Annotated in this window: 17 protein-coding genes; 8 read left to right on the forward strand and 9 right to left on the reverse strand. The window is 72.7% G+C overall.

The annotated features are described in order from the left end of the window. On the forward strand, nucleotides 1-520 hold a 520-nt coding region (locus F8568_RS45470), incomplete at its 5' end, for an HNH endonuclease signature motif containing protein (RefSeq protein ID WP_151600405.1). Nucleotides 521-806: 286 nt separating this feature from the next. Here F8568_RS45470 and F8568_RS51440 read toward each other — a convergent pair. The 8 genes from F8568_RS51440 to F8568_RS45510 form a co-directional block, all read right to left on the reverse strand. Continuing rightward, complete coding sequence (locus tag F8568_RS51440; protein WP_407924528.1) at nucleotides 807-1,292, reverse strand: VOC family protein; 486 nt, start codon at nucleotides 1,290-1,292, stop codon at nucleotides 807-809. 1,165 nt (nucleotides 1,293-2,457) lie between these two features. Next, nucleotides 2,458-3,189, reverse strand: a complete 732-nt coding sequence (locus F8568_RS45480; protein WP_151600406.1) for a Clp protease N-terminal domain-containing protein — start codon at nucleotides 3,187-3,189, stop codon at nucleotides 2,458-2,460. Nucleotides 3,190-3,238: 49 nt separating this feature from the next. Further along, nucleotides 3,239-4,165, reverse strand: coding sequence for an NAD-dependent epimerase/dehydratase family protein (locus tag F8568_RS45485; protein WP_151600407.1), 927 nt, complete (start codon nucleotides 4,163-4,165; stop codon nucleotides 3,239-3,241). Next, on the reverse strand, nucleotides 4,162-5,688 hold the full coding sequence (locus F8568_RS45490) for a class I adenylate-forming enzyme family protein (RefSeq protein WP_151600408.1): 1,527 nt from the start codon (nucleotides 5,686-5,688) through the stop codon (nucleotides 4,162-4,164). The genes F8568_RS45485 and F8568_RS45490 overlap by 4 nt, the downstream gene beginning before the upstream one ends. Further along, complete coding sequence (locus F8568_RS45495) at nucleotides 5,685-6,848, reverse strand: cytochrome P450 (RefSeq protein ID WP_151600409.1); 1,164 nt, start codon at nucleotides 6,846-6,848, stop codon at nucleotides 5,685-5,687. Before F8568_RS45495 ends, F8568_RS45490 begins: the two co-directional genes overlap by 4 nt. Continuing rightward, nucleotides 6,845-7,621: a glycosyltransferase family 2 protein gene (locus tag F8568_RS45500; protein WP_202126142.1), complete on the reverse strand. Its 777-nt coding sequence runs from the start codon at nucleotides 7,619-7,621 to the stop codon at nucleotides 6,845-6,847. Before F8568_RS45500 ends, F8568_RS45495 begins: the two co-directional genes overlap by 4 nt. A gap of 2 nt (nucleotides 7,622-7,623) precedes the next feature. Next, nucleotides 7,624-8,625 carry a 3-oxoacyl-ACP synthase III family protein gene (locus F8568_RS45505; protein WP_151600410.1) on the reverse strand — a complete coding sequence of 334 codons (1,002 nt, stop codon included), beginning with the start codon at nucleotides 8,623-8,625 and terminating at the stop codon, nucleotides 7,624-7,626. 164 nt (nucleotides 8,626-8,789) lie between these two features. After that, nucleotides 8,790-9,206: an SCO2583/SCO2584 N-terminal domain-containing protein gene (locus F8568_RS45510; protein ID WP_151600411.1), complete on the reverse strand. Its 417-nt coding sequence runs from the start codon at nucleotides 9,204-9,206 to the stop codon at nucleotides 8,790-8,792. A gap of 234 nt (nucleotides 9,207-9,440) precedes the next feature. Here F8568_RS45510 and F8568_RS45515 point away from each other — a divergent pair, with 234 nt between their 5' ends. Next, nucleotides 9,441-10,601 carry a steroid 3-ketoacyl-CoA thiolase gene (locus F8568_RS45515; protein WP_151600412.1) on the forward strand — a complete coding sequence of 387 codons (1,161 nt, stop codon included), beginning with the start codon at nucleotides 9,441-9,443 and terminating at the stop codon, nucleotides 10,599-10,601. Nucleotides 10,602-10,711: 110 nt separating this feature from the next. Next, nucleotides 10,712-11,707 carry an MBL fold metallo-hydrolase gene (locus tag F8568_RS45520; RefSeq protein ID WP_151600413.1) on the forward strand — a complete coding sequence of 332 codons (996 nt, stop codon included), beginning with the start codon at nucleotides 10,712-10,714 and terminating at the stop codon, nucleotides 11,705-11,707. Nucleotides 11,708-11,776: 69 nt separating this feature from the next. Here the strand turns inward: F8568_RS45520 and F8568_RS45525 are convergent, their stop codons facing one another. Beyond that, entirely contained in the window at nucleotides 11,777-12,019 is a 243-nt protein-coding gene (locus F8568_RS45525) for a hypothetical protein (RefSeq protein ID WP_151600414.1), read from the reverse strand. A 334-nt stretch (nucleotides 12,020-12,353) separates the two neighbouring features. Here F8568_RS45525 and F8568_RS45530 point away from each other — a divergent pair, with 334 nt between their 5' ends. From F8568_RS45530 to F8568_RS45550, 5 genes are all read left to right on the forward strand, one after another. Then, nucleotides 12,354-13,619, forward strand: a complete 1,266-nt coding sequence (locus tag F8568_RS45530; RefSeq protein WP_151600415.1) for a cytochrome P450 — start codon at nucleotides 12,354-12,356, stop codon at nucleotides 13,617-13,619. Nucleotides 13,620-13,669: 50 nt separating this feature from the next. Beyond that, complete coding sequence (locus F8568_RS45535) at nucleotides 13,670-14,923, forward strand: cytochrome P450 (RefSeq protein ID WP_151600416.1); 1,254 nt, start codon at nucleotides 13,670-13,672, stop codon at nucleotides 14,921-14,923. A gap of 28 nt (nucleotides 14,924-14,951) precedes the next feature. Continuing rightward, nucleotides 14,952-16,244, forward strand: coding sequence for a glycosyltransferase family 4 protein (locus tag F8568_RS45540; protein WP_151600417.1), 1,293 nt, complete (start codon nucleotides 14,952-14,954; stop codon nucleotides 16,242-16,244). Between the two features lie 80 nt (nucleotides 16,245-16,324). After that, nucleotides 16,325-17,086 carry a class I SAM-dependent methyltransferase gene (locus F8568_RS45545; protein ID WP_202126145.1) on the forward strand — a complete coding sequence of 254 codons (762 nt, stop codon included), beginning with the start codon at nucleotides 16,325-16,327 and terminating at the stop codon, nucleotides 17,084-17,086. After that, a complete protein-coding gene (locus tag F8568_RS45550) occupies nucleotides 17,076-18,242 on the forward strand; it encodes a prenyltransferase (protein WP_151600419.1) in 1,167 nt (388 codons plus the stop codon). The genes F8568_RS45545 and F8568_RS45550 overlap by 11 nt, the downstream gene beginning before the upstream one ends. The last annotated feature ends 210 nt before the right edge of the window (nucleotides 18,243-18,452 follow it).

Here is an 18,452-nt window from a genome sequence, read left to right on the forward strand (position 1 = left end):
GGGCGGGCACAAGGCCTCCAAGGTCACCGTCATCTGCGACCTGGACACCCTCACCGGCGGCAACGCCCCCGCCCGCCTCACCGACGGCACCCCCATCCCCGCCGCCCAAGCCCGCCGCATCGCCCTGACCGCCGGAGTCTCACCCCTCCTGCTCGGACGCGGGAACACCCCGCTGTACCTCGGGTACCGGGAACGGTTCGCGAGTGCTGCGCAACGCCAGGTTCTCGAAACCCTGTACCCCTCGTGTGCGGTGCGGGGGTGTGAGATGCCGGGGACGTTGTGCGAGGTCGACCACGTCCACGGATGGGCACTCGGCAGCCCCACCGACATCGACCAACTCGCCCTCACCTGCGGATGGCACAACCGCTTCAAACACACCAGCCCCGACCAGATCCACATCACCAAGGATCCCGACGGGCGATATGTCTACCGGCTGCTCCCACCGGCCGACGCCCGAGCCGCAACCGGGCCACCGGGCGGCACCGGCCCACCCGACGACCCCCTCGACTGGGCCGCATAACCCACCCCACCAGCACGACCGGCATGACCGCCGAGCCCGCCCGGAACCACTCGGGTCCCGGGCTGACTCGGCATGCCCACACCACACCGCACACCCGCACCGCACGCCAGTGGGTCACCATCGCGGCCGGGGCTGCCTGATCCAAGCACCTGGATAACCACCGAGCGGCTCTTAACCGGGGTCTGCGGCACCTGACACGCGCCAGCCGATTCCCGAGGGGCGACCGGACCACCAGACACCACCCTCGACTGGGCCGTAGCTTCCTTCGCCGGTGCGCCCGGATCAATCAGATCCTGGCGGATCGGCATGCTCGCGCGACCCTAGCCGACGCAGAACTCGTTGCCTTCCGGGTCTTGGAGGACGACGGCGAAGTAGTCCCAGCCCCTTCCAGTGTCCGCAGCACTGTTGCGCCAGCCCCGGTCAGCCGCTCGACCGTGACATTGGCCCGCTGCACCCGCACACCCATGGGGACGCCACGGCCGCCGCTCACCTTCAGGTCGAGGTGCACTCGGTTCTTGACGACCTTCGGTTCGGGAACACATTGGAACCACACCCTGGGCCCCTGCCCTGCCGGATCGATGATCGACTCCGATGCCTCACCGGCCCCGGCGGGCAACTCGGCTTCGGGGACCCCTAACGCTGTCCAGTACTTTCGCCAGCTGGTATGACCATCGGGTGGTGGCTCGGGCACGTACCCGAGAGTCTCGCACCAGAAGGCCACCATCCTCTCTGGATCAACGCAGTCGATGACGAGCTGCATCATGACGTCCATGCTCAACAACCTCCCAGAGAGGTCGGACAGACAGTGAAGCGTCGTTAAGGCGCCGCTCGACCTCCCTGACGGAGGGGGGTGGTGGGGTGGCGCGACCCGGGGGCGGGGCAGGCGGAGCCTGCCCCTATCACCTGCCCAGGGGCCGCAGAGGCTCCACAGTCAAGGGTGGACGAAGTCCATCGCGAAGCGACGCCGAAGGCGCCCTTGACTTTGGAGGGGCGGCCCCGTACGCAAGCGCCACCCCACCACCCGAACACCCCTTCCGCCGACGCATCCGAACACCCCTCCCGCCGACGCATCCGAACACCCCTCCCACCGACGCATCCGAACACCCCCCCACCGACGCGCCCGACGCGCCCGCCGCGCCCGAACACCCCTCCCACCGACGCGCCCGCCGCGCCCGAACACCCCTAAAGAGCACCCGAATCATGTAGAGCACCCGAACGCCCCCTTCCCAGTCACCGCTCTCACCGTTGCCCCAAACTCCCCAAGTCACCCAACACCCCAAGCCGCTCACCCCGAGACCTGCACAGCCCCCTTCCCCCTGCCACCCCGAGAGCCGGGCTCCTCCTGCGCACCGCGCGAATGACCAACTCATCGCACGAACACCACCCCGGGCGCCCGCGCGTCGTCGACCGTCCGTCGACGCGCCTACCCCCACCCGCGCACACCCGCTACACCCCGCGCACACCCGCTACACCCTGCGAACACCCGCTACACCCTGCGAACACCCGCCGCACTCGCGCATACCTGCCGTATCCTGCGAGCACCCGCTTCCACCCGGGGCACCCAGCGGCTGGGACTCTTTGTCCGTCGGCACCACGCCGAGTCACGTCCATGCGCCTGCGGCGCCACTATCAGGCCCACGCGATCGAACAACGCGAACAATGCGAAGACTCGGCGGCCCCGAAGAACCGATCATCCGGTGACGACCACCGATTCGCGAGAACGCCGCCTCGATCGGCCACTGCGCACCACACCCGCCGGCGACCGGTCTGCGGATGGCGCACAGCGTTCCGTTCGAACCGGCGGCGGCGGGCGGCGCGGCCCCCGCGGCAGATGACCAGGGCCGAGCCGGTGACGGCGCTGCTCGCGACCGGCCGGCGCAGCGCGCAGCCCCCGAGTGCCGGGCGGCAACTCGGGGGAGCTCCGGCCGGTCGGGCGGCTACTTCGGCAGCCCGGCGACGATGGCGGCGAGGGCGGCGGTGATGTGGGCCTCGGCGGCGGGCTTGGTGACGCCGGCCTCGGCGAGGACGCCCTTGCCGTTCTCGTGTTCGAGGAGGGCGAGGAGGATGTGCTCGGTGCCGATGTAGTTGTGGCCGAGGCGGAGGGCCTCGCGGAAGGTCAGCTCGAGCGCCTTCTTGGCGTCCTGGTCGAACGGGATGAGGGCGGGCACCTCGGCGGACTCGGGCGGCAGCGCGGCGGTGGCGGCCTGCCGGACGGTGTCGAGCAGCACGTCCTGCGCGGTGATGGCCTTGCAGGCGAGCGACTCGGGGTCGGCGATGAGCCCGAGGACGAGGTGAGCGGGGGTGATCTCGGCGCTGCCGGCGGCGCGGGCCTCGTTCTGCGAGCCGACGACGACGTTGCGGGCGCGGAGGGTGTAGCGGGAGAAGCCTTGGGACGGGTCGAGGTCGGCGGGCGGGTCCTTGGGGACGAAGCGCTTCTGGGCGGCCTGCTTGGTGACGCCCATGCTCCTGCCGATGTCGGTCCAGGACGCGCCGGAGCGGCGGGCCTGGTCGACGAAGTGGCCGATGAGGTGGTCGGCGACCTCGCCGAGGTGCTCGGCGGCGACGACGGCGCTGGTGAGCTGTTCGAGGGCGTCGGGGTGGACCTTCTTGATCGCGGCGATGAGGTCGTCCAGGCGGATCTGGACGCCGCTCTGCGTGGGTTCGCTCATGCGTCAACCATAGGTTGACGATCGGGGATCGTCAACCGGCAGTTGACGATCACCAGGCGGCGGCGCCTTTGAAGGCGGTGGCGTGCGGGGTGTAGCCGAGGACGTCGCGGGCGGCGGTGATGTCGAGGGTCCGCTCGACGGCGAGGTGGCTGATCGCGTAGCGGGTGAGGCGCGGCGGTCGAGGGCGGCGGGCCAGCAGGAACGCGCCCTCGGCGGCGGCGGCGAGGGGCCGGGCGAGGCCGGCGGGGATGTAGACGGGCCGGGCCGCGATGCCGCGTTCGGCGAGGAGCTGGCGGAACGCGTCGTCGATCGTGACGGGGGCGGCGTCGGCGACGTTGAAGACGCCGGACGCGGCGGGGCCGGTCGCGGCGAGCAGGCACGCCTGGACGAGATTGGCGATCGAGGTCAGGCTGATCCGCAGGCGGCCCGTCCCGACGGCGGGCAGGATCGGGCCGCGGACGGCGGACAGGACGCGCGGCAGCAGCGTGGTGTCGCCGGGCCCGTAGACGGCGTGCGGGCGCAGGACGATCGCGCCGCGCCCGAGGGCGAGGCGTTCGGCGGCGGCCTTGGACGCGCCGTAGGCGTTGAGGTAGCGGGCGACGGGCGCCTGGTCCTCGGTGGCCATGACGCTGGGCCGGAACGGGTCGTACACGCTGGCGGTGCTGACGTGCACGAACCGCGCGCCGGGGAAGGACGCGAGGGCGTTGCGGGTGCCGGTGAGGTTGGCGGCGAACAGGTCGGCGGGCCGTCCCCAGTCGGTGGCGCTGCCCGCGCAGTGGACGACGGCGTCGACGGCGGGCGCGTCCGGGATCGGGCCGCGGGTGAGGTCCCAGGACCGGTAGGCGGCGCCGGCGAGGTGGCCGGGCGGGACGGACGGCCGCCGGCCGAACGCGTGGGCGGTGATGCCGCGGCTGGTCAGGGCGCGGCAGACGGCGCCGCCGACGAAGCCGGACGCGCCGGTGACGGCGATCCTCATCCGCCGGTCCCCCGGTGCCGCGCCGCGAGGTCGCGGAGGCGGTCGCGGTCGAGTTTGCGGGTGCGGCCGCAGCGGGGCAGCGCGTCGAGGACGATGACGCGGTCGGGCAGGGCGTCGTGGTCGATGACGGCGGGGAGGTCGCGGCGCAGGCGCGCGGGGTCGGCGGGGCCGGTGACGGCGAGGACGACCTCCTCGTCGCCGGTCTCGGGGTCGGGGACGCCGACGATGGCGGCCTCGCCGACGCCGGGGAGCGCGGCGATCGACGGCTCGTAAAGGCCGGGGTAGAGGTTGAATTTGCCGCGGATGAGCATGTCCTTCTTCCGGCCGGTCAGGACGATCCGTCCGTCGTCCAGGCGGGCCAGGTCGCCTGTGGCGAGTTCCTTGAATGGTTCGGCGCCGAGATAGCCGCGGCAGAGGTTGGGGCCGGAAAGGAGCAGTTCGCCGTCGTCGGCCAGCCGCGCCCCGACGCCCGGGAGAGGAGCGCCCAGAAGGTCTCCTTCGGCGCCGGAAGAGGTGTGCGCGAGTTTCTCCTCCGCCGACGCGATCGCGACCGGCAGGATCTCGGTCATGGCATAGACGGAGAGTACTTCGGCGGACGTCGCGCTCATCGCGCGTTTCAGTATTCCGGCGGGTGCCGGTGCGGCGCCGAGCAGCAGATACCGGAGCGATGGCGGCAGTTCCGGTGCCACGTCAAGAATTTCGGCGAGGTGGACGGGGACGCAGAAGGTGTGGGTGGCACCGCGCTCGCGCATGAGCCGCACGAAATCGGCGGGCGAGCAGAACAGCGGCGGCATGGACCACCGGGAGCCCGATATCAGCGTCGGAAGTCCGAGCATCAGCTGGTCGGTGTGGACGACGTCGCCCGGCCCGAGCGGCATGCGCTCGCGGAAAAGGTCGAGCGCGGCGGCGAGGGACGCCTGGGAATGGACGACGGCGCGCGGCGCGGCGGTCGTCCCGGAGGTGAAGATGACCGCCGCGGGGGCGCCGGGGTCGGGGTCCCGCGCCGGCTCGGGAGCGTCGCCGCGCAGCAGGTCGGCGAGCGGGAACGAGCCTCGCGGCACCCCGGGCAGGCGGCGTCCGACGAAGATGTGCCGCATCGGGTCCTCGCCGGGGATCCGCAGTTCGGCGAGGTTCGGGAGCAGCAGCCCGCGCCGCCGCGCATAGGCCCGGACGATTCTCAGCCGACTGCCCGCATAGAGCACCGATTCCGCGGCGGACCAGCGTGGCCGCGCCAGCCGGAGACGCGCCGTGAACATTTCCGGCCCGGCTCCGGGGTCGGCGAACACCACCACTCCGCCGGCGGCGACGACGCCCAGCGCGAGAACGAGTGATTCCGGCGACGGACGGACGGAGAACAGCACTCCGTCGCCTTCCGCGAGACCCGCGGAAAGGAGCCCGTACCGGACGGCGAGCACCTGACGGCGCAATTCGCGGTAGGTGAGCCGCGTACCGTTTCCGGACACCAGGGCGACGCCGTCCGGTGTCCGCGCGGCCTGGTCGAGCAATTGCCGGACGAGCGTCATGCGACGGCCTCCGAACGGACGGTGAGACGGCTGTATGTCGGGATGAGGACGCCCCGGGCGGCGGCGCGGCCGGTGATGCGCAAGGGCGCGGCGTCCAGGAGCGTCCGGGCGACCCGGCGGATCTGCGCGGTGGCGAGCGGGTAGCCGATGCAGAAATGCGGGCCGGCGCCGAACCAGAGGCGCCGCAGTTCCGGCGGGTGCGGCCGTTCGAGATCGAACGGACCGAGGCCGCGGCAGCAGTTGTGGGTGGCGATGAGCACCCGGTCACCCGGGCGGATCGCGACGCCGCCGACGACCGCCGGGCGGTGCACGCTCCGCAGCATCACCGGCGTCGGCGTCGTCACGCGCATCGCCTCGTCGATCGCCCGGTCGAGCAGCCCGCGCGCCGCGGCGACCCTCGGCAGCTGCCCCGAGTCGGCGAGCAGCGCGACCAGGCGGGGCAGCAGGGTGGCGACGGTCTCGGTGCCGGTGAGGAAGAACGCGCCGGCGGCGCCGCGCGCCTCGTCCTCGGCGAGGCCGAGGGCCCGCATCCGGCCCATGACCGTCGACTCGTCGCCGGCGGCGTAGGCCTTGGCGGCGATGGCGCCGAGCGGGTCGAGGACGGCGCGGGCCCGCGCGATTTGCGCCGGGCCGAGCCGCCGCGTCCGCAGCGACACCATCGACACGATCCGCTCGCCCTGCTCGAACAGGTGCCGCCAGTCCGCCTCGGCGCCCGCGTCCAGGCCGATGACCTCGCTGATCACGGCTCCGGCCAGGACGCGCGCGGCGTCCACGAGGTCGACGGTCGCGCCGCGCGCGAGGCGGCCGGCGAGCCGCTCCAGCGGGTCCGCGAGCACACGCGCGCACAGCGCGTCGGTGTAGGACGGGGTGAACAGGTCGGCGAGGCGGCGGCGGAGCGCGCGGTGCGCGTCGCCTTCCATGTTCAGCAGGACGGACGGGCCGAGCACGGGCGTCCACAGCTCGCCGGGCGAGCCGGGGCCGTCCTTGCGGAACGTCTCGCCGTCCATCAGCACCTCGCGGGCGAGCGGCGCCGCGTTCACGACGACGCCGAGCCCCGGCACCCGGACGATCGGCCCGCGCCGGGCGAGGCCGCGCAGCAGCGGGTACGCGAACGGATGCGCGGTCAGGTAGAGCCGCCGCTCCCAGTCCAGGGTCCTCATCGGATGTCCACCACCTCGGGCACGTAGCGGTGGTCGGCGTACCAGCCGAGGGTCCTGACCAGCCCGAACGCACGGAGCCGCCGGACCGAGCCGTACACGACGACGTCCTTGCGCAGGCCGTAGGCGTCGGTCAGGTAGCGGACGCGGTTGACGAGCGCGCGGTCCTCGTGGACGTCCTCGATGCGGGTGCGCGGGAACCCGCCGGCCCGCTTGTACAGGTCGGCGGTGATGGCGACGTTGCAGCCCGGCATCATCACGTACGGGCCGAGGTACAGCGGGTCCTGGTTGCCGGGTCGGAACCGGCCGAACGCGGCGGCGATCCCGATCACGGCGGGCAGCAGGCGGCGCTCCCAGAGCTTCAGCGGGAACTCGTCGGTGCGGGGCCGCAGCGGACCGGACACCATCTCCAGCCCGTCCGCGAACGCGCGCTTCACCGCGGCGACCCAGCCGGGGCCGGGCAGGCAGTCGGCGTCGGTGCGGGCGATGTGGGTGGCGCCCGCGGTGATGGCGTGCCGGAAGCCGGTGTCGGCGGCGGCGCCCGTGCCCTTCTCCGGTTCCCGGACGATCCGGACGTCCATCGCCGGGTGCTCCTCGGCGAACGCGCGGACGACCTCGGCGGTCCCGTCGCGGCTGCCGTTGTCGACGACGGCGAGGGTGAAGCCGGAGTCGGTCTGCGCGGCGAGCCGGTGCAGCGTCGCGCCGATCGAGCGCTCCTCGTCGTAGGCGGGGACGACGACCCACAGGTTCACGGCCGGGGCCGTACGCTCGGGCATCGTCACAGCTCCGCGAACATGACGCCGAGGCTGACGCCGCCGGCGAGGCCGACGAGCGCGATCCGGTCGCCGGGGCGGCAGCGGCCCGCCTCGATCGCGGTGGCGAGCTGGAGCGGCAGGCTCGCGGACGCGACGTTGCCGTGCTCGGGCAGCGTGACGACGAGCCGGTCCGGCGGGACGCCGAGCACCGCCCGCAGCACCTCCAGGTACGGCAGGGTCACCTGGTGGACGGCCACGACCGCGAAGTCGTCCCAGGTCAGGCCGGTCTTGGTGAGGGCGTCGGTGAAGATCTGCGGGCCGGCCGCGAGGAACGCGTCCTTGAGCCGGCGACCGTCGCCCGAGAAGTAGGTGTACTCGGGGTCGCGGGGGTGCATCGACCCGCCGGCGGGCAGCGTGCCGACCTCCCAGGCGCTGGAGACGGCGGCGAAGTCGCGGTAGAAGATGCCGCCGTCGGGCGCGGCCTCGACGAGCATCGCGGCGCCGCCGTCCGACAGGGTGTAGCCGGCGAACGCGTCGGCGAACTGGGCGCGGTCGCGGACCGTCCAGCGGATCGCGCGGGACGGGCTCTCGCCGGTGCAGACGAGGACCCGCTCGTGCTGTCCGGTGCGGATCAGCGCGTCCGCCATCTGCAGCCCGTTGAGGAAGCTGTTGCAGGCGTTCTTGACGTCGAACACCGGGCAGGACGCGCCGAGCTTGGCGGCGGCGATGTGCGCGGTGGCGGGCTCGATGAGGTCCTGCGACGCGGACCCGAAGACGAGCAGGTCGACGGCGTCCGCGCCGATGCCGCGCCGGTCGAGCGCCCGGCGGGCGGCGGCGACGGCGAGGTCGGAGGCCTGCTCGCCGTCGTCCATGACGTGCCGGGCGCGGATCCCCGTCATCCGCTCGACGATGGTGGGGTGCGGCCGGTAGCCGGGGCTCTCGGCGGCGACGCGGGCCTCGACCTCGGCGCTGGTGACGACGCGCGGCGGCAGGTGCGCGGCGACGGCGGTGATGCGGGCTCTCATGGGCTGGTCCCCCGGTTTTTTCGTCCTGGGTGGAAAGCGTGGAAAGCCAGGTTCGCGGGCTCCGGCCGCGTCCGGATAGGGAGACCTTACGGAAGACCGACCAGGCGTTCTAGCCTGATTTGCGGTGAGTAGCGACACCCATCCCGAATGAGTACTTCGCCGGGTCAGCCGGCGGGCACAGCCGGAACGTCCGGGCCGACGGGCGCCGCGGCGCGCGGTATCTCCGTCGGGGCCTGGGGCGCGGGCGGGGCCGAGGGCAGCGGGGAGATGATGATGGTCGCCGCCGGGCCGACCGGGTTCTCCTCGTCGCTCTTGCGCGACCCCGACTGCCACCACCACAGCGCGACCGAGATGGCCACCAGGACGAGCACGCCGCCGATCACCTGGATGACCGCCCGCCGGTGGCTCGGCTCGCGGTAGCCGCGCCGGGCCAGGCGGGCGAGGATGCGCAGGCGTCCGGCCGGGCGCCACCGCCGGGCGCGGCGGGGCGGCTGCGCGCGCTCGCGCGCGGACGGTTCGGTGAACGCGGCGTTCCTGACGAAGTCCTCGTCGAACACGGGCTCGTCGAAATCAGCGGGCATGGGCGTCTCCGGCGCGGGGGGAGTGCACGCCCCAGGCTAGTGGACGGCCGCGGCACCCGAATGCCCCGGCTCCGAACGGCGCCGGCGAGCGCGCCGCCGATCCCGGGACGATCCCGCGGCGATTCCACGGCGATCCGGGTGATCACAGGTGATCCCGATGGGCGGGACGGGGGTTACGACGGAAAGTAGAACTGGTTACAGTCGAAGGCGAATCCCGTTCTAGAAGGAGACCGCATGGGTACCCCGGTGATCGTCGAGGCGGTGCGCACGCCGCTCGGGAAGCGCAACGGCTGGCTGGCGGGACTGAAGCCGATGGCCGTCCTGTCCCACGCGCTGATCGCCGCCGTCGAGCGCGCCGGCATCGACGCCGCGCAGGTGGAACAGGTCTTCGCGGGCTGCGTGACGCAGGCCGGCGAGCAGGGCTCGCACATCGGCCGGTACGCCTGGCTGTACGCGGGCCTGCCCTGGCAGACCGGGGTCACCACGATCGACGCGCAGTGCGGCTCGGCGCAGCAGGCCGTCCACCTGGCCGCCTCGCAGGTCGCCGCCGGCGTCGTCGACGTCGCGATCGGCTGCGGCGTCGAGGTGATGAGCCGCGCGCCGCTCGGCACCAACGTGCTGCCGCACAACCCGCGTCCCGACGACTGGTCGCTGGACATGCCGAACCAGTTCGAGGCGGCCGAGCGGATCGCGCAGCGGCGCGGCCTCACCCGCGACGACCTGGACGCGTTCGGAGCGCGGTCCCAGCAGCTGGCCGCCAAGGCGTGGGCGGACGGCCGGTTCGAACGGGAGATCGTGCCGATCAAGGCGCCCGTGCTGGACGCCGAGGGGAACCCGACCGGCGAGACCCGCACCGTCACCCGGGACCAGGGCCTGCGCGAGACGACCAAGGAGGGCCTCGGCAAGCTCAAGCCCGTCCTCGGTGAGGGCTCGCTGCACACCGCCGGCACCTCGTCGCAGATCTCCGACGGCGCCGCCGCCGTGGTCGTGATGTCCGAGGAGAAGGCGTTCGAGCTGGGGATCCGGCCGCGCGCCCGGATCCGGGCGCAGGCGCTGGTCGGCGGCGAGCCGTACTACCACCTGGACGGGCCGGTGCAGTCGACCGAGCGCGTTCTCGCGCGGGCCGGGATGACGATGGGCGACATCGACATCAGCGAGGTCAACGAGGCGTTCGCGTCGGTCGCGCTGTCCTGGGCGTCGGTGCACGAGCCGGACATGGACACCGTCAACGTCAACGGCGGCGCGATCGCGATCGGCCACCCGGTCGGCGCGACGGGCGCCCGGCTCATCACCACGGCGCTGCACGAGCTGGAGCGCCGCGACGCCCAGACGGCCCTGATCACGATGTGCTGCGGCGGCGCGCTGTCCACGGCGAGCATCCTCGAGCGCGTCTGACCAGCGGCACGTCCGATATGTGGGGACCCGGATGCGGAGCGCCGTTCCGCGTTCCGCTAGGGTCCCCACAACCGACTCGCCCGATCGGATTGGGCGCGAAAGGCGGTCCCGTGGAGCCGGTACCCGAGGATCTCGGCGGGGGGCTTTGGAGCGTTCCCGTCCCCATTCCGGGCAACCCGCTGGCCTACACGCTCGTGTACGCGGTGGAGAGCCCGCAGGGCCCCGTCCTCATCGACGCGGGCTGGCAGCACGAGGACGCCTGGGCGGCCCTGCGCGACGGCCTCGCCACCTTCGGGATCGACGTCGCCGACGTGCGCGGCGTCGTCGTCACGCACTTCCACCCCGACCACGCGGGGCTCGCCGGGCGGGTCCGTGAGGCGTCCGGCGCGTGGATCGCGATGCACCGCGCGGACACCGAGATCGTCCAGCTGTTCCACAACGGCCTCGGGGAGGCGGAGCGCAGCTCGTTCGAGCTGACCTCGATGCGCCGCGCGGGCGCCGCCGAGTCCGAGCTGGCCGCCTGGACGGACCAGCCGCGGGCGGACCCGCCGGCGCTGCCGGACCGCGCGCTGGACGACGGCGAGCTGGTCGACCTGCCGGGCCGCAGGCTCCGCGTCATCTGGACGCCAGGGCACTCCCCCGGCCACATCTGCCTGCACCTGGAGGACGGCGACCGGATGTTCACCGGCGACCACGTCCTGCCGCGCATCACGCCGCACATCGGGCTCTACCCGTACGACACCCCGGACGTCGACCCGCTGTCGGACTTCCTCGGCTCGCTGGACAAGATCTCCGCGATGTCGACGGGCGAGGTGCTGCCGGCGCACCAGTACCGGTTCACGGGCCTGTCCGAGCGCGCGCGGGAGATCATCGGCCATCACGAGGAGCGGCTGGCGGAGGTGACGGCGCTGCTGTCGTCGCGTCCCGTCACGCTCTGGGACATCACCGCGGGCCTGACGTGGCGGCACCCGTGGGAGGAGATGCCGCTCAGCGCCCGCCGCATGGCCGCCGGCGAGGCCGCCGCCCACCTGCGCACCCTGGAGAACCGCGGCGCCGTCCGCCGCGAAGGCGCCGACGACCCGCTCCGCTACACCCTCACACGTTGACTTGTGGCGGGGGGGGGGGGGGGGGGGGCGGGGGGCCCCCCCCCCCCCCCCACACGTCAACGGTGCGGGTCAGGAGCGCAGGCTGATCCGGCGGCTTTCGAGCCAGCGCTGGTCGTCCTCGGTCCACATCAGCGCCTCCGGCTCGGCGCCCGCGAGGCGCTCCAGCTCCGCGGCCGTGAGCGCCTCCGGCTCGTTCCAGAGCCGCGGGCGCGCCAGTGCCGCGCGCCGCGCCCTCCGTCTGCGGATCGCCGCCCTGACGAGGTCGACGACGGCGTACACCAGGATCCCGCCGGCCACGATCGCGAACAACATCGCGGGACCTCCCATCCCCGAACGCTGGCACGTACATCTAGTGACATTCCCGCCCAGACGGCCCTACACCGGCCAGATGACCGGACACCTTGCGCATCGGGGTGTCGCCGCAGGGTGACGGCCCGATGCGATTCGAGTCACTCCACCGTCTGGACCCTTGATGAGACTCGAGTCTCATGTTAGAACGTGTTCTATATCCGGATGCCCGAGCAAGCGCTCGATAACAGAACCGACCGACCGGCGTCCGACGCCGGTGACCGGCCCCGCGCGGCGCGACACGGAGCCACCGTCCCGTCCTCCAAGTGACCAGCCCGCACCGGCTCGAAGGAAACCCATGGCCACTGTGACCCGTACCGCTCCCACCCCGGCCTTCGTCGCCCCGGAGATCGACATCATCGATCCCGGCGTCTACGAGCGCGGCGGCATCCCGCACCGCCAGTTCGCGTGGCTGCGCGACAACGACCCCGTGCACTGGCACGCCGACCCCAACGACGGGGTCGACGGCTTCTGGGCGGTGACCAGGCACGAGGACGTGGTGCGCGCGTCGCGGCGTCCCGACCTCTACTCCTCGCACGAGCGGTCGGCCATGTTCGAGGAGTTCACCGACGAGGACATCGCGCTGTACGGGCAGATGATGCTGTTCCAGGACCCGCCGGACCACACCCGGCTGCGCAGCATGGTCAACAAGGGCTTCACCCCCCGGATGATCGGCAGGCTGCAGGACCACATCCGGGAGATCTGCAACCGGCTGATCGACGAGGCGGCCGAGCTGGGCGAGTGCGACTTCGTCGAGCACTTCGCGGCGCCGCTGCCGCTCTACACGATCTGCGAGCTGCTCGGCGCGCCGCTGGAGGACCGCGAGAAGATCTTCGCCTGGTCCAACAAGCTGGTGGCCTTCAACGACCCCGAGTACATCGGGGACCGCACCGAGTCGCAGCTGTGCGCCGCCGAGTTCGCCGGCTGGGCGGGCGAGCTCGCCGCCGCGCGGGCGTCCACGCCGCGCGACGACATCGTGACCAAGCTGCTCACCCCGGACGCGGACGGCAACCGGATCAGCGACGAGGAGTTCCAGCTCTTCGTCATCATGCTGTCGATCGCCGGGAACGAGACGACCCGGACCGCGACGGCGGGCGGCATGCAGGCGTTCTTCGAGCGGCCCGAGCAGTGGGCGCGGCTGAAGGCGGACCGGAGCCTGCTGCCGACGGCGGTCGAGGAGATCGTCCGCTGGGTGAGCCCGATCAACCAGTTCCGCCGCACGGCGATGGAGGACGTCGAGATGGGCGGCAGGCTGATCCGCAAGGGCGACAAGGTCGTCCTGTTCTACGGGTCGGCGAACCGGGACGAGCGGGTGTTCGACGACCCGTTCTCGTTCGACGTCGGCCGCGACCCGAACCCGCACATCGGGTTCGGCGGCGGCGGCCCGCACTTCTGCCTCGGCACCCACCTGGCCCGGATGAACCTGAAGATCATCTTCGAGACGATCCTGGACCGGATGCCCGACATCGAGCAGGCCGGCGAGGCCCGCCGGCTGCGCTCCAACTTCGTCAACGGGCTGAAGGAGCTGCCCGTGCGCTTCACCCCGTCCCCCCGCCGAGGTTGACGATCGAGGTCCCCTGGACAAGGTCCCGCGGACAAGGAGGTCCTGGCGCGATGACCACCACCCCTGAGATCGGCCCCGCCCCCGAGATCGAGCTGGTGGAGCCCGGCGCGTACGAGCGCGGCGGCGTCCCCCACGAGCAGCTGGCGTGGCTGCGCGAGCACGACCCGGTGCACCGGCACCACGGCGACCCGGGGCGGGGGAACCCGCCCTTCTGGGCGGTGACCCGGCACGCGGACGTGGTGCGGGTGTCCCGGCATCCGGAGATCTTCTCCTCCTACGAGCGGCTCGCGCTGTTCGACGAGCCGCCGGAGGACCATCTGGCGCTGCAGCGGCTGATGATGCTGAACCAGGATCCGCCGGAGCACACGCGCAAGCGCGGCATCGTCAACCGGGGGTTCACCCCGCGCGCGATCGGCGCGCTCGCCGACCACATCAGGGAGATCTGCGGGAGGCTGGTGGCCGAGACGGTGGAGCGCGGCGAGGAGGCGGACTTCGTCCGCGACCTCGCCGCCCCGCTGCCGCTGTACGTCATCTGCGAGCTGCTCGGCGCCCCGCCGCAGGACCGCGAGAAGATCTTCACCTGGTCGAACACGCTGATCGGCGGCGACGACCCGGAGTTCCAGCGGACGCCGGAGGAGGGCCAGGAGGCGGCGACGCAGCTGTACGCCTACGCCAACGAGCTGGCCGCCGACCGGCGCGAGAACCCGCGCGAGGACATCGTCACCAGGCTGCTGCAGCCGGACGCCGACGGCCAGGTCCTGGACGGCGACGAGTTCGAGCTGTTCGTGATGCTGCTGTCGGTGGCCGGCAACGAGACGACCCGCAACGCCGCGACCGGCGGGATGCTCGCGCTGCTGGAGCACCCCGAGCAGTGGGCGCGGCTGCGGGCCGACCGGGCGCTGGTGCGCACGGCGGTGGACGAGATCGTCCGCTGGGTCACCCCGGTGAACCTGTTCCGCCGCACCGCCGTCCAGGACACCGAGCTCGGCGGCCGCAAGATCGCCGAGGGCGACAAGGTCGTGGTGTTCTACTCCTCCGCCAACCGCGACGAGACGGTGTTCGCCGACCCGTACTCCTTCGACGTCGGCCGGGACCCCAACCCCCACCTGGGGTTCGGCGGCGGCGGGCCGCACTTCTGCCTGGGCGCCCACCTTGCCCGGCTGGAGCTGAGTGTGCTTTTCGAAACACTTTTGGACACTGTGCCCAATATTGAACTCGGCGGTAACGTGCGGAGGCTAAGGTCTAGTTTCATCAACGGCATAAAGGAGATGCCGGTGCGTGTGCGACCGGCGTCCCGCGACTGACGGGAGTGGTGCGTGGGCAGGGGCTGGCGTGGGTGAGGCAGACGAGCCGGGCGGACCGTTGCGGGTCGCCCTGCTCTCCTACCGGAGCAAGCCGCACTGCGGCGGCCAGGGCGTCTACCTCCGGCATCTGAGCCGGGAGCTGATCGACCTCGGGCACACGGTGGAGGTGCTGTCCGGCCAGCCGTATCCGGAGCTGGACCGCGACGAGATCACCCTCACCAAGATCCCGAGCCTGGACCTGTACCGGGACGAGGACCCGTTCCGCACGCCGGCCCGCGAGGAGTTCCGCGACTGGATCGACGTGCTGGAGTTCGCGCACATGAAGACCGGCGGCTTCCCCGAGCCGCTGACGTTCAGCCTGCGCGCGCTGCGCGAGCTGAAGCGGCGCCGCCGCGACTTCGACGTCGTCCACGACAACCAGGTCCTCGGCCTCGGCAACCTCGGCATCCCCCGGCTCGGCCTGCCGCTGGTGACCAGCATCCACCACCCGATCAGCGTCGACCGGCGGATCGAGCTGGAGGCGGCGCAGGGCGTCAAGCAGAAGCTCGGCAAGCGCCGCTGGTACGGGTTCGTCGCCATGCAGTCGCAGGTGTCGCGGCGGATCGGCCCGGTGCTGACGGTGTCGGAGTCGTCCAAGGTCGACATCGTCAAGGACTTCCGGGTCGACCCGCGCGACATCGAGATCCTGCCGCTCGGCGTCGACACCCGCATCTTCCACCCGCGCGGCGAGCGCGTCCCCGGCCGGATCGTCGCGATGGCCAGCGCCGACGCGCCGATCAAGGGCGTGGACGTGCTGCTGCGCGCGGTCGCCAAGGTCGCCACCGAGCGGGACGTGCACGTCATCGTCGTCAGCCGCCCGCAGAAGGACGGCCCGACCGAGAAGCTGGTGCGCGACCTCGCGCTCGGCGACCGGGTCCGGTTCGTCAGCGGCATCAGCGACGACGAGCTCGGCGAGCTGATGGCGTCCGCGGAGATCGCCGTCGTCCCGTCCCGCTACGAGGGCTTCTCGCTGCCCGCCGTCGAGCACATGGCGTCCGGGACGCCGCTGGTCGCGAGCCGCGCCGGCGCGCTGCCGGAGGTCGTCGGCGACGCGGGCGTGCTGGTGCAGCCCGGCGACGTCGAGGAGCTGGCCGCGACGCTGCGCCTGCTGCACGACTCCGCCGAGGAACGCGCGCGCGTAGGCGCCGCGGGGCTGGCCCGGGTGCAGGAGCGGTTCGCCTGGCCGGCGGTGGCGAAGGCGACCGTCGAGCACTACCGCGCCGCGATCCGCGAACACGGCTACCTGCGGCTCGCCGCCGCCAAGCGGGCCCGCCGCGGCTGAGACGGGCGGCACCCGCGAGGGGCCGCATCAAGTGCTGTGGGAACCCGATCCGGGCCTCCCCGTACGGAAGGAGCACGACCCTGCTGACCGTGGATTTCCAGCGGTTCCGCGTCACCCCCGGGGACCGCATCCTCGACATGGGATGCGGGGCCGGACGGCACGCCTTCGAGCTGTACCGCCGGGGTGCCCACGTCGTCGCCTTCGACCTCGACGCCGACGAGCTGGCCGGCGTCGAGAAGATGTTCGGCGCCATGCGCCTGGCGGGCGAGGTCCCCGCGGACGCGACCGCCGAGACCGTGCAGGGCGACGCGCTGGCGCTGCCGTTCCCCGACGACCACTTCGACAAGATCATCGCGTCGGAGGTGCTGGAGCACATCCCCGACGACATGCGGGCGATGCGCGAGCTGCTGCGGGTGCTGAAGCCGGGCGGGAAGCTCGCCGTCACGGTGCCGAGCTGGCTGCCCGAGCGGGTCTGCTGGGCGCTGTCGGAGGACTACCACACCGCCCCCGGCGGCCACGTGCGGATCTACACGCGCGCCGAGCTGGAGGCGAAGTTCAAGTCGATCGGCTTCCGGGTCGGCGGCCACCACCACGCGCACGGCCTGCACGCCCCGTACTGGTGGATCAAGTGCGCGGTCGGCGTGAACGACGACCGCAACCCGCTCGCCAAGGCCTACCACCAGATCCTCGTCTGGGACATCATGAAGCGCCCGCTGGCGACGCGGCTGGCCGAGCGCGCGCTGAACCCGGTGATCGGCAAGAGCGTCGTCGTGTACTTCGCCAAGCCGTCGACGCCGAGCACCCCCGCGCCCCCGGCCAGGGAGACGGCGGATGCCGTCTGAGCCCGCTCCCCCCGCCGTGCCCGGCGTCGTGACGGCCGACGACGTCGTCGCGACCGCCCGCAGCATCGCCCGCCAGCAGGAGGAGTCCGGCGCGATCCCGTGGTTCTCGCCTGTCGGCGGCGTGCCCGGCCACGTGGACGCCTGGAACCACGTCGAGGCGGCGATGGCGCTGACCGTCGCCGGCCTCGGCGCCCAGGCGCGCCGCGCCTACGCGTGGCTGGCGAGCGTCCAGCGGCCGGACGGGTCGTGGCCCGCCAAGTGGGTGCTGGGCGAGGTCACCGAGCCCGGCGGCGAGTCCAACCACGCCGCCTACGTCGCGGTGGGCGTCTGGCACGAGCTCGTCTGCACCGGCGACGAGGACTTCGCGCGGCGGATGTGGCCTACGGTCCGGCGGGCGATCGACTTCACGCTCGGGCTGCAGACCCGGCGCGGCGAGATCATCTGGATCCGGCACGAGAACGGCACGGCGTCCGACCACGCGCTGCTCACCGGCTGCTCGTCGATCTACCAGTCGCTGCGCTGCGCGGTCGCACTGGCCGAGCACCTCGGCGAGCCGCAACCGGAATGGGAACTCGCCACCGACCAGCTCGGCCACGTGGTGGCCGCGCACCCGGAGGCGTTCGCCGACAAGAGCCGCTGGTCGATGGACTGGTACTACCCGGTGCTCGGCGGACCGGTGCGCGGCGACGCCGGCGCGCGGCGGCTCGCGGAGGGCTGGGACGAGTTCGTCGTGCCGGGCCTCGGCTGCCGGTGCGTGGCCGACCAGCCGTGGGTGACGGCGGCGGAGAGCTGCGAGCTGGTAATGGCGCTGGACGCGGCAGGCGACCGGGACCGCGCACTGGAGCTGTTCACCACCATCCAGCACCTCCGGCACGAGGACGGCTCGTACTGGACGGGCTGGCAGTTCGAGAACAAGCGGCACTTCCCCGGGGACCGCTCCACCTACACGGCGGCGGCAGTGGTGCTGGCGGCGGACGCGCTGGCGGACGCCTCACCCGGCGCCCGGCTGTTCAAGGAGATCGCGGGACGCCCACTCGGCCCCTGCGCCGCCTCGGACCCACTGGCGTGCGGCTGCGGGTTGGTACCTGTAGATGTGGGTGGGCGACCCCCCACACCCCCCGGAGCGGGGGCGCCCGGCGCCACTCCACTCCGCTAGCGCTCCGCTCCGGGCTTCGGCCACCCCCGGTGGGGGGCCAGCCCCCCACGCCCCCCGGCGGGGGCGTGCTTTACGTGGGGGGACGACCCCCCACACCCCCCGGAGCGGGGGCGCCCGGCGCCACTCCGCTCCGCTAGCGCTCCGCTCCGGGCTTCGGCCACCCCCGGTGGGGGGCCAGCCCCCCCACGCCCCCCGGCGGGGGCTCCGCCC

The sequence above is a fragment of the Actinomadura physcomitrii genome (genome assembly GCF_008923205.2).
Classification (GTDB): Bacteria; Actinomycetota; Actinomycetes; order Streptosporangiales; family Streptosporangiaceae; genus Spirillospora; species Spirillospora physcomitrii.

What these genes read in the sequence shown, in the direction of transcription:
- F8568_RS45550 (WP_151600419.1), top strand. Translation starts at nt 17,076, where the DNA reads ATGCCGTCTGAGCCCGCTCCCCCCGCCGTGCCCGGCGTCGTGACGGCC.
- F8568_RS45490 (WP_151600408.1), bottom strand. Translation starts at nt 5,688, where the DNA reads ATGACGCTCGTCCGGCAATTGCTCGACCAGGCCGCGCGGACACCGGAC.
- F8568_RS45530 (WP_151600415.1), top strand. Translation starts at nt 12,354, where the DNA reads ATGGCCACTGTGACCCGTACCGCTCCCACCCCGGCCTTCGTCGCCCCG.
- F8568_RS51440 (WP_407924528.1), bottom strand. Translation starts at nt 1,292, where the DNA reads ATGGACGTCATGATGCAGCTCGTCATCGACTGCGTTGATCCAGAGAGG.
- F8568_RS45485 (WP_151600407.1), bottom strand. Translation starts at nt 4,165, where the DNA reads ATGAGGATCGCCGTCACCGGCGCGTCCGGCTTCGTCGGCGGCGCCGTC.
- F8568_RS45525 (WP_151600414.1), bottom strand. Translation starts at nt 12,019, where the DNA reads ATGTTGTTCGCGATCGTGGCCGGCGGGATCCTGGTGTACGCCGTCGTC.
- F8568_RS45505 (WP_151600410.1), bottom strand. Translation starts at nt 8,625, where the DNA reads ATGAGAGCCCGCATCACCGCCGTCGCCGCGCACCTGCCGCCGCGCGTC.
- F8568_RS45500 (WP_202126142.1), bottom strand. Translation starts at nt 7,621, where the DNA reads ATGCCCGAGCGTACGGCCCCGGCCGTGAACCTGTGGGTCGTCGTCCCC.
- F8568_RS45515 (WP_151600412.1), top strand. Translation starts at nt 9,441, where the DNA reads ATGGGTACCCCGGTGATCGTCGAGGCGGTGCGCACGCCGCTCGGGAAG.
- F8568_RS45510 (WP_151600411.1), bottom strand. Translation starts at nt 9,206, where the DNA reads ATGCCCGCTGATTTCGACGAGCCCGTGTTCGACGAGGACTTCGTCAGG.
- F8568_RS45535 (WP_151600416.1), top strand. Translation starts at nt 13,670, where the DNA reads ATGACCACCACCCCTGAGATCGGCCCCGCCCCCGAGATCGAGCTGGTG.
- F8568_RS45495 (WP_151600409.1), bottom strand. Translation starts at nt 6,848, where the DNA reads ATGAGGACCCTGGACTGGGAGCGGCGGCTCTACCTGACCGCGCATCCG.
- F8568_RS45480 (WP_151600406.1), bottom strand. Translation starts at nt 3,189, where the DNA reads ATGAGCGAACCCACGCAGAGCGGCGTCCAGATCCGCCTGGACGACCTC.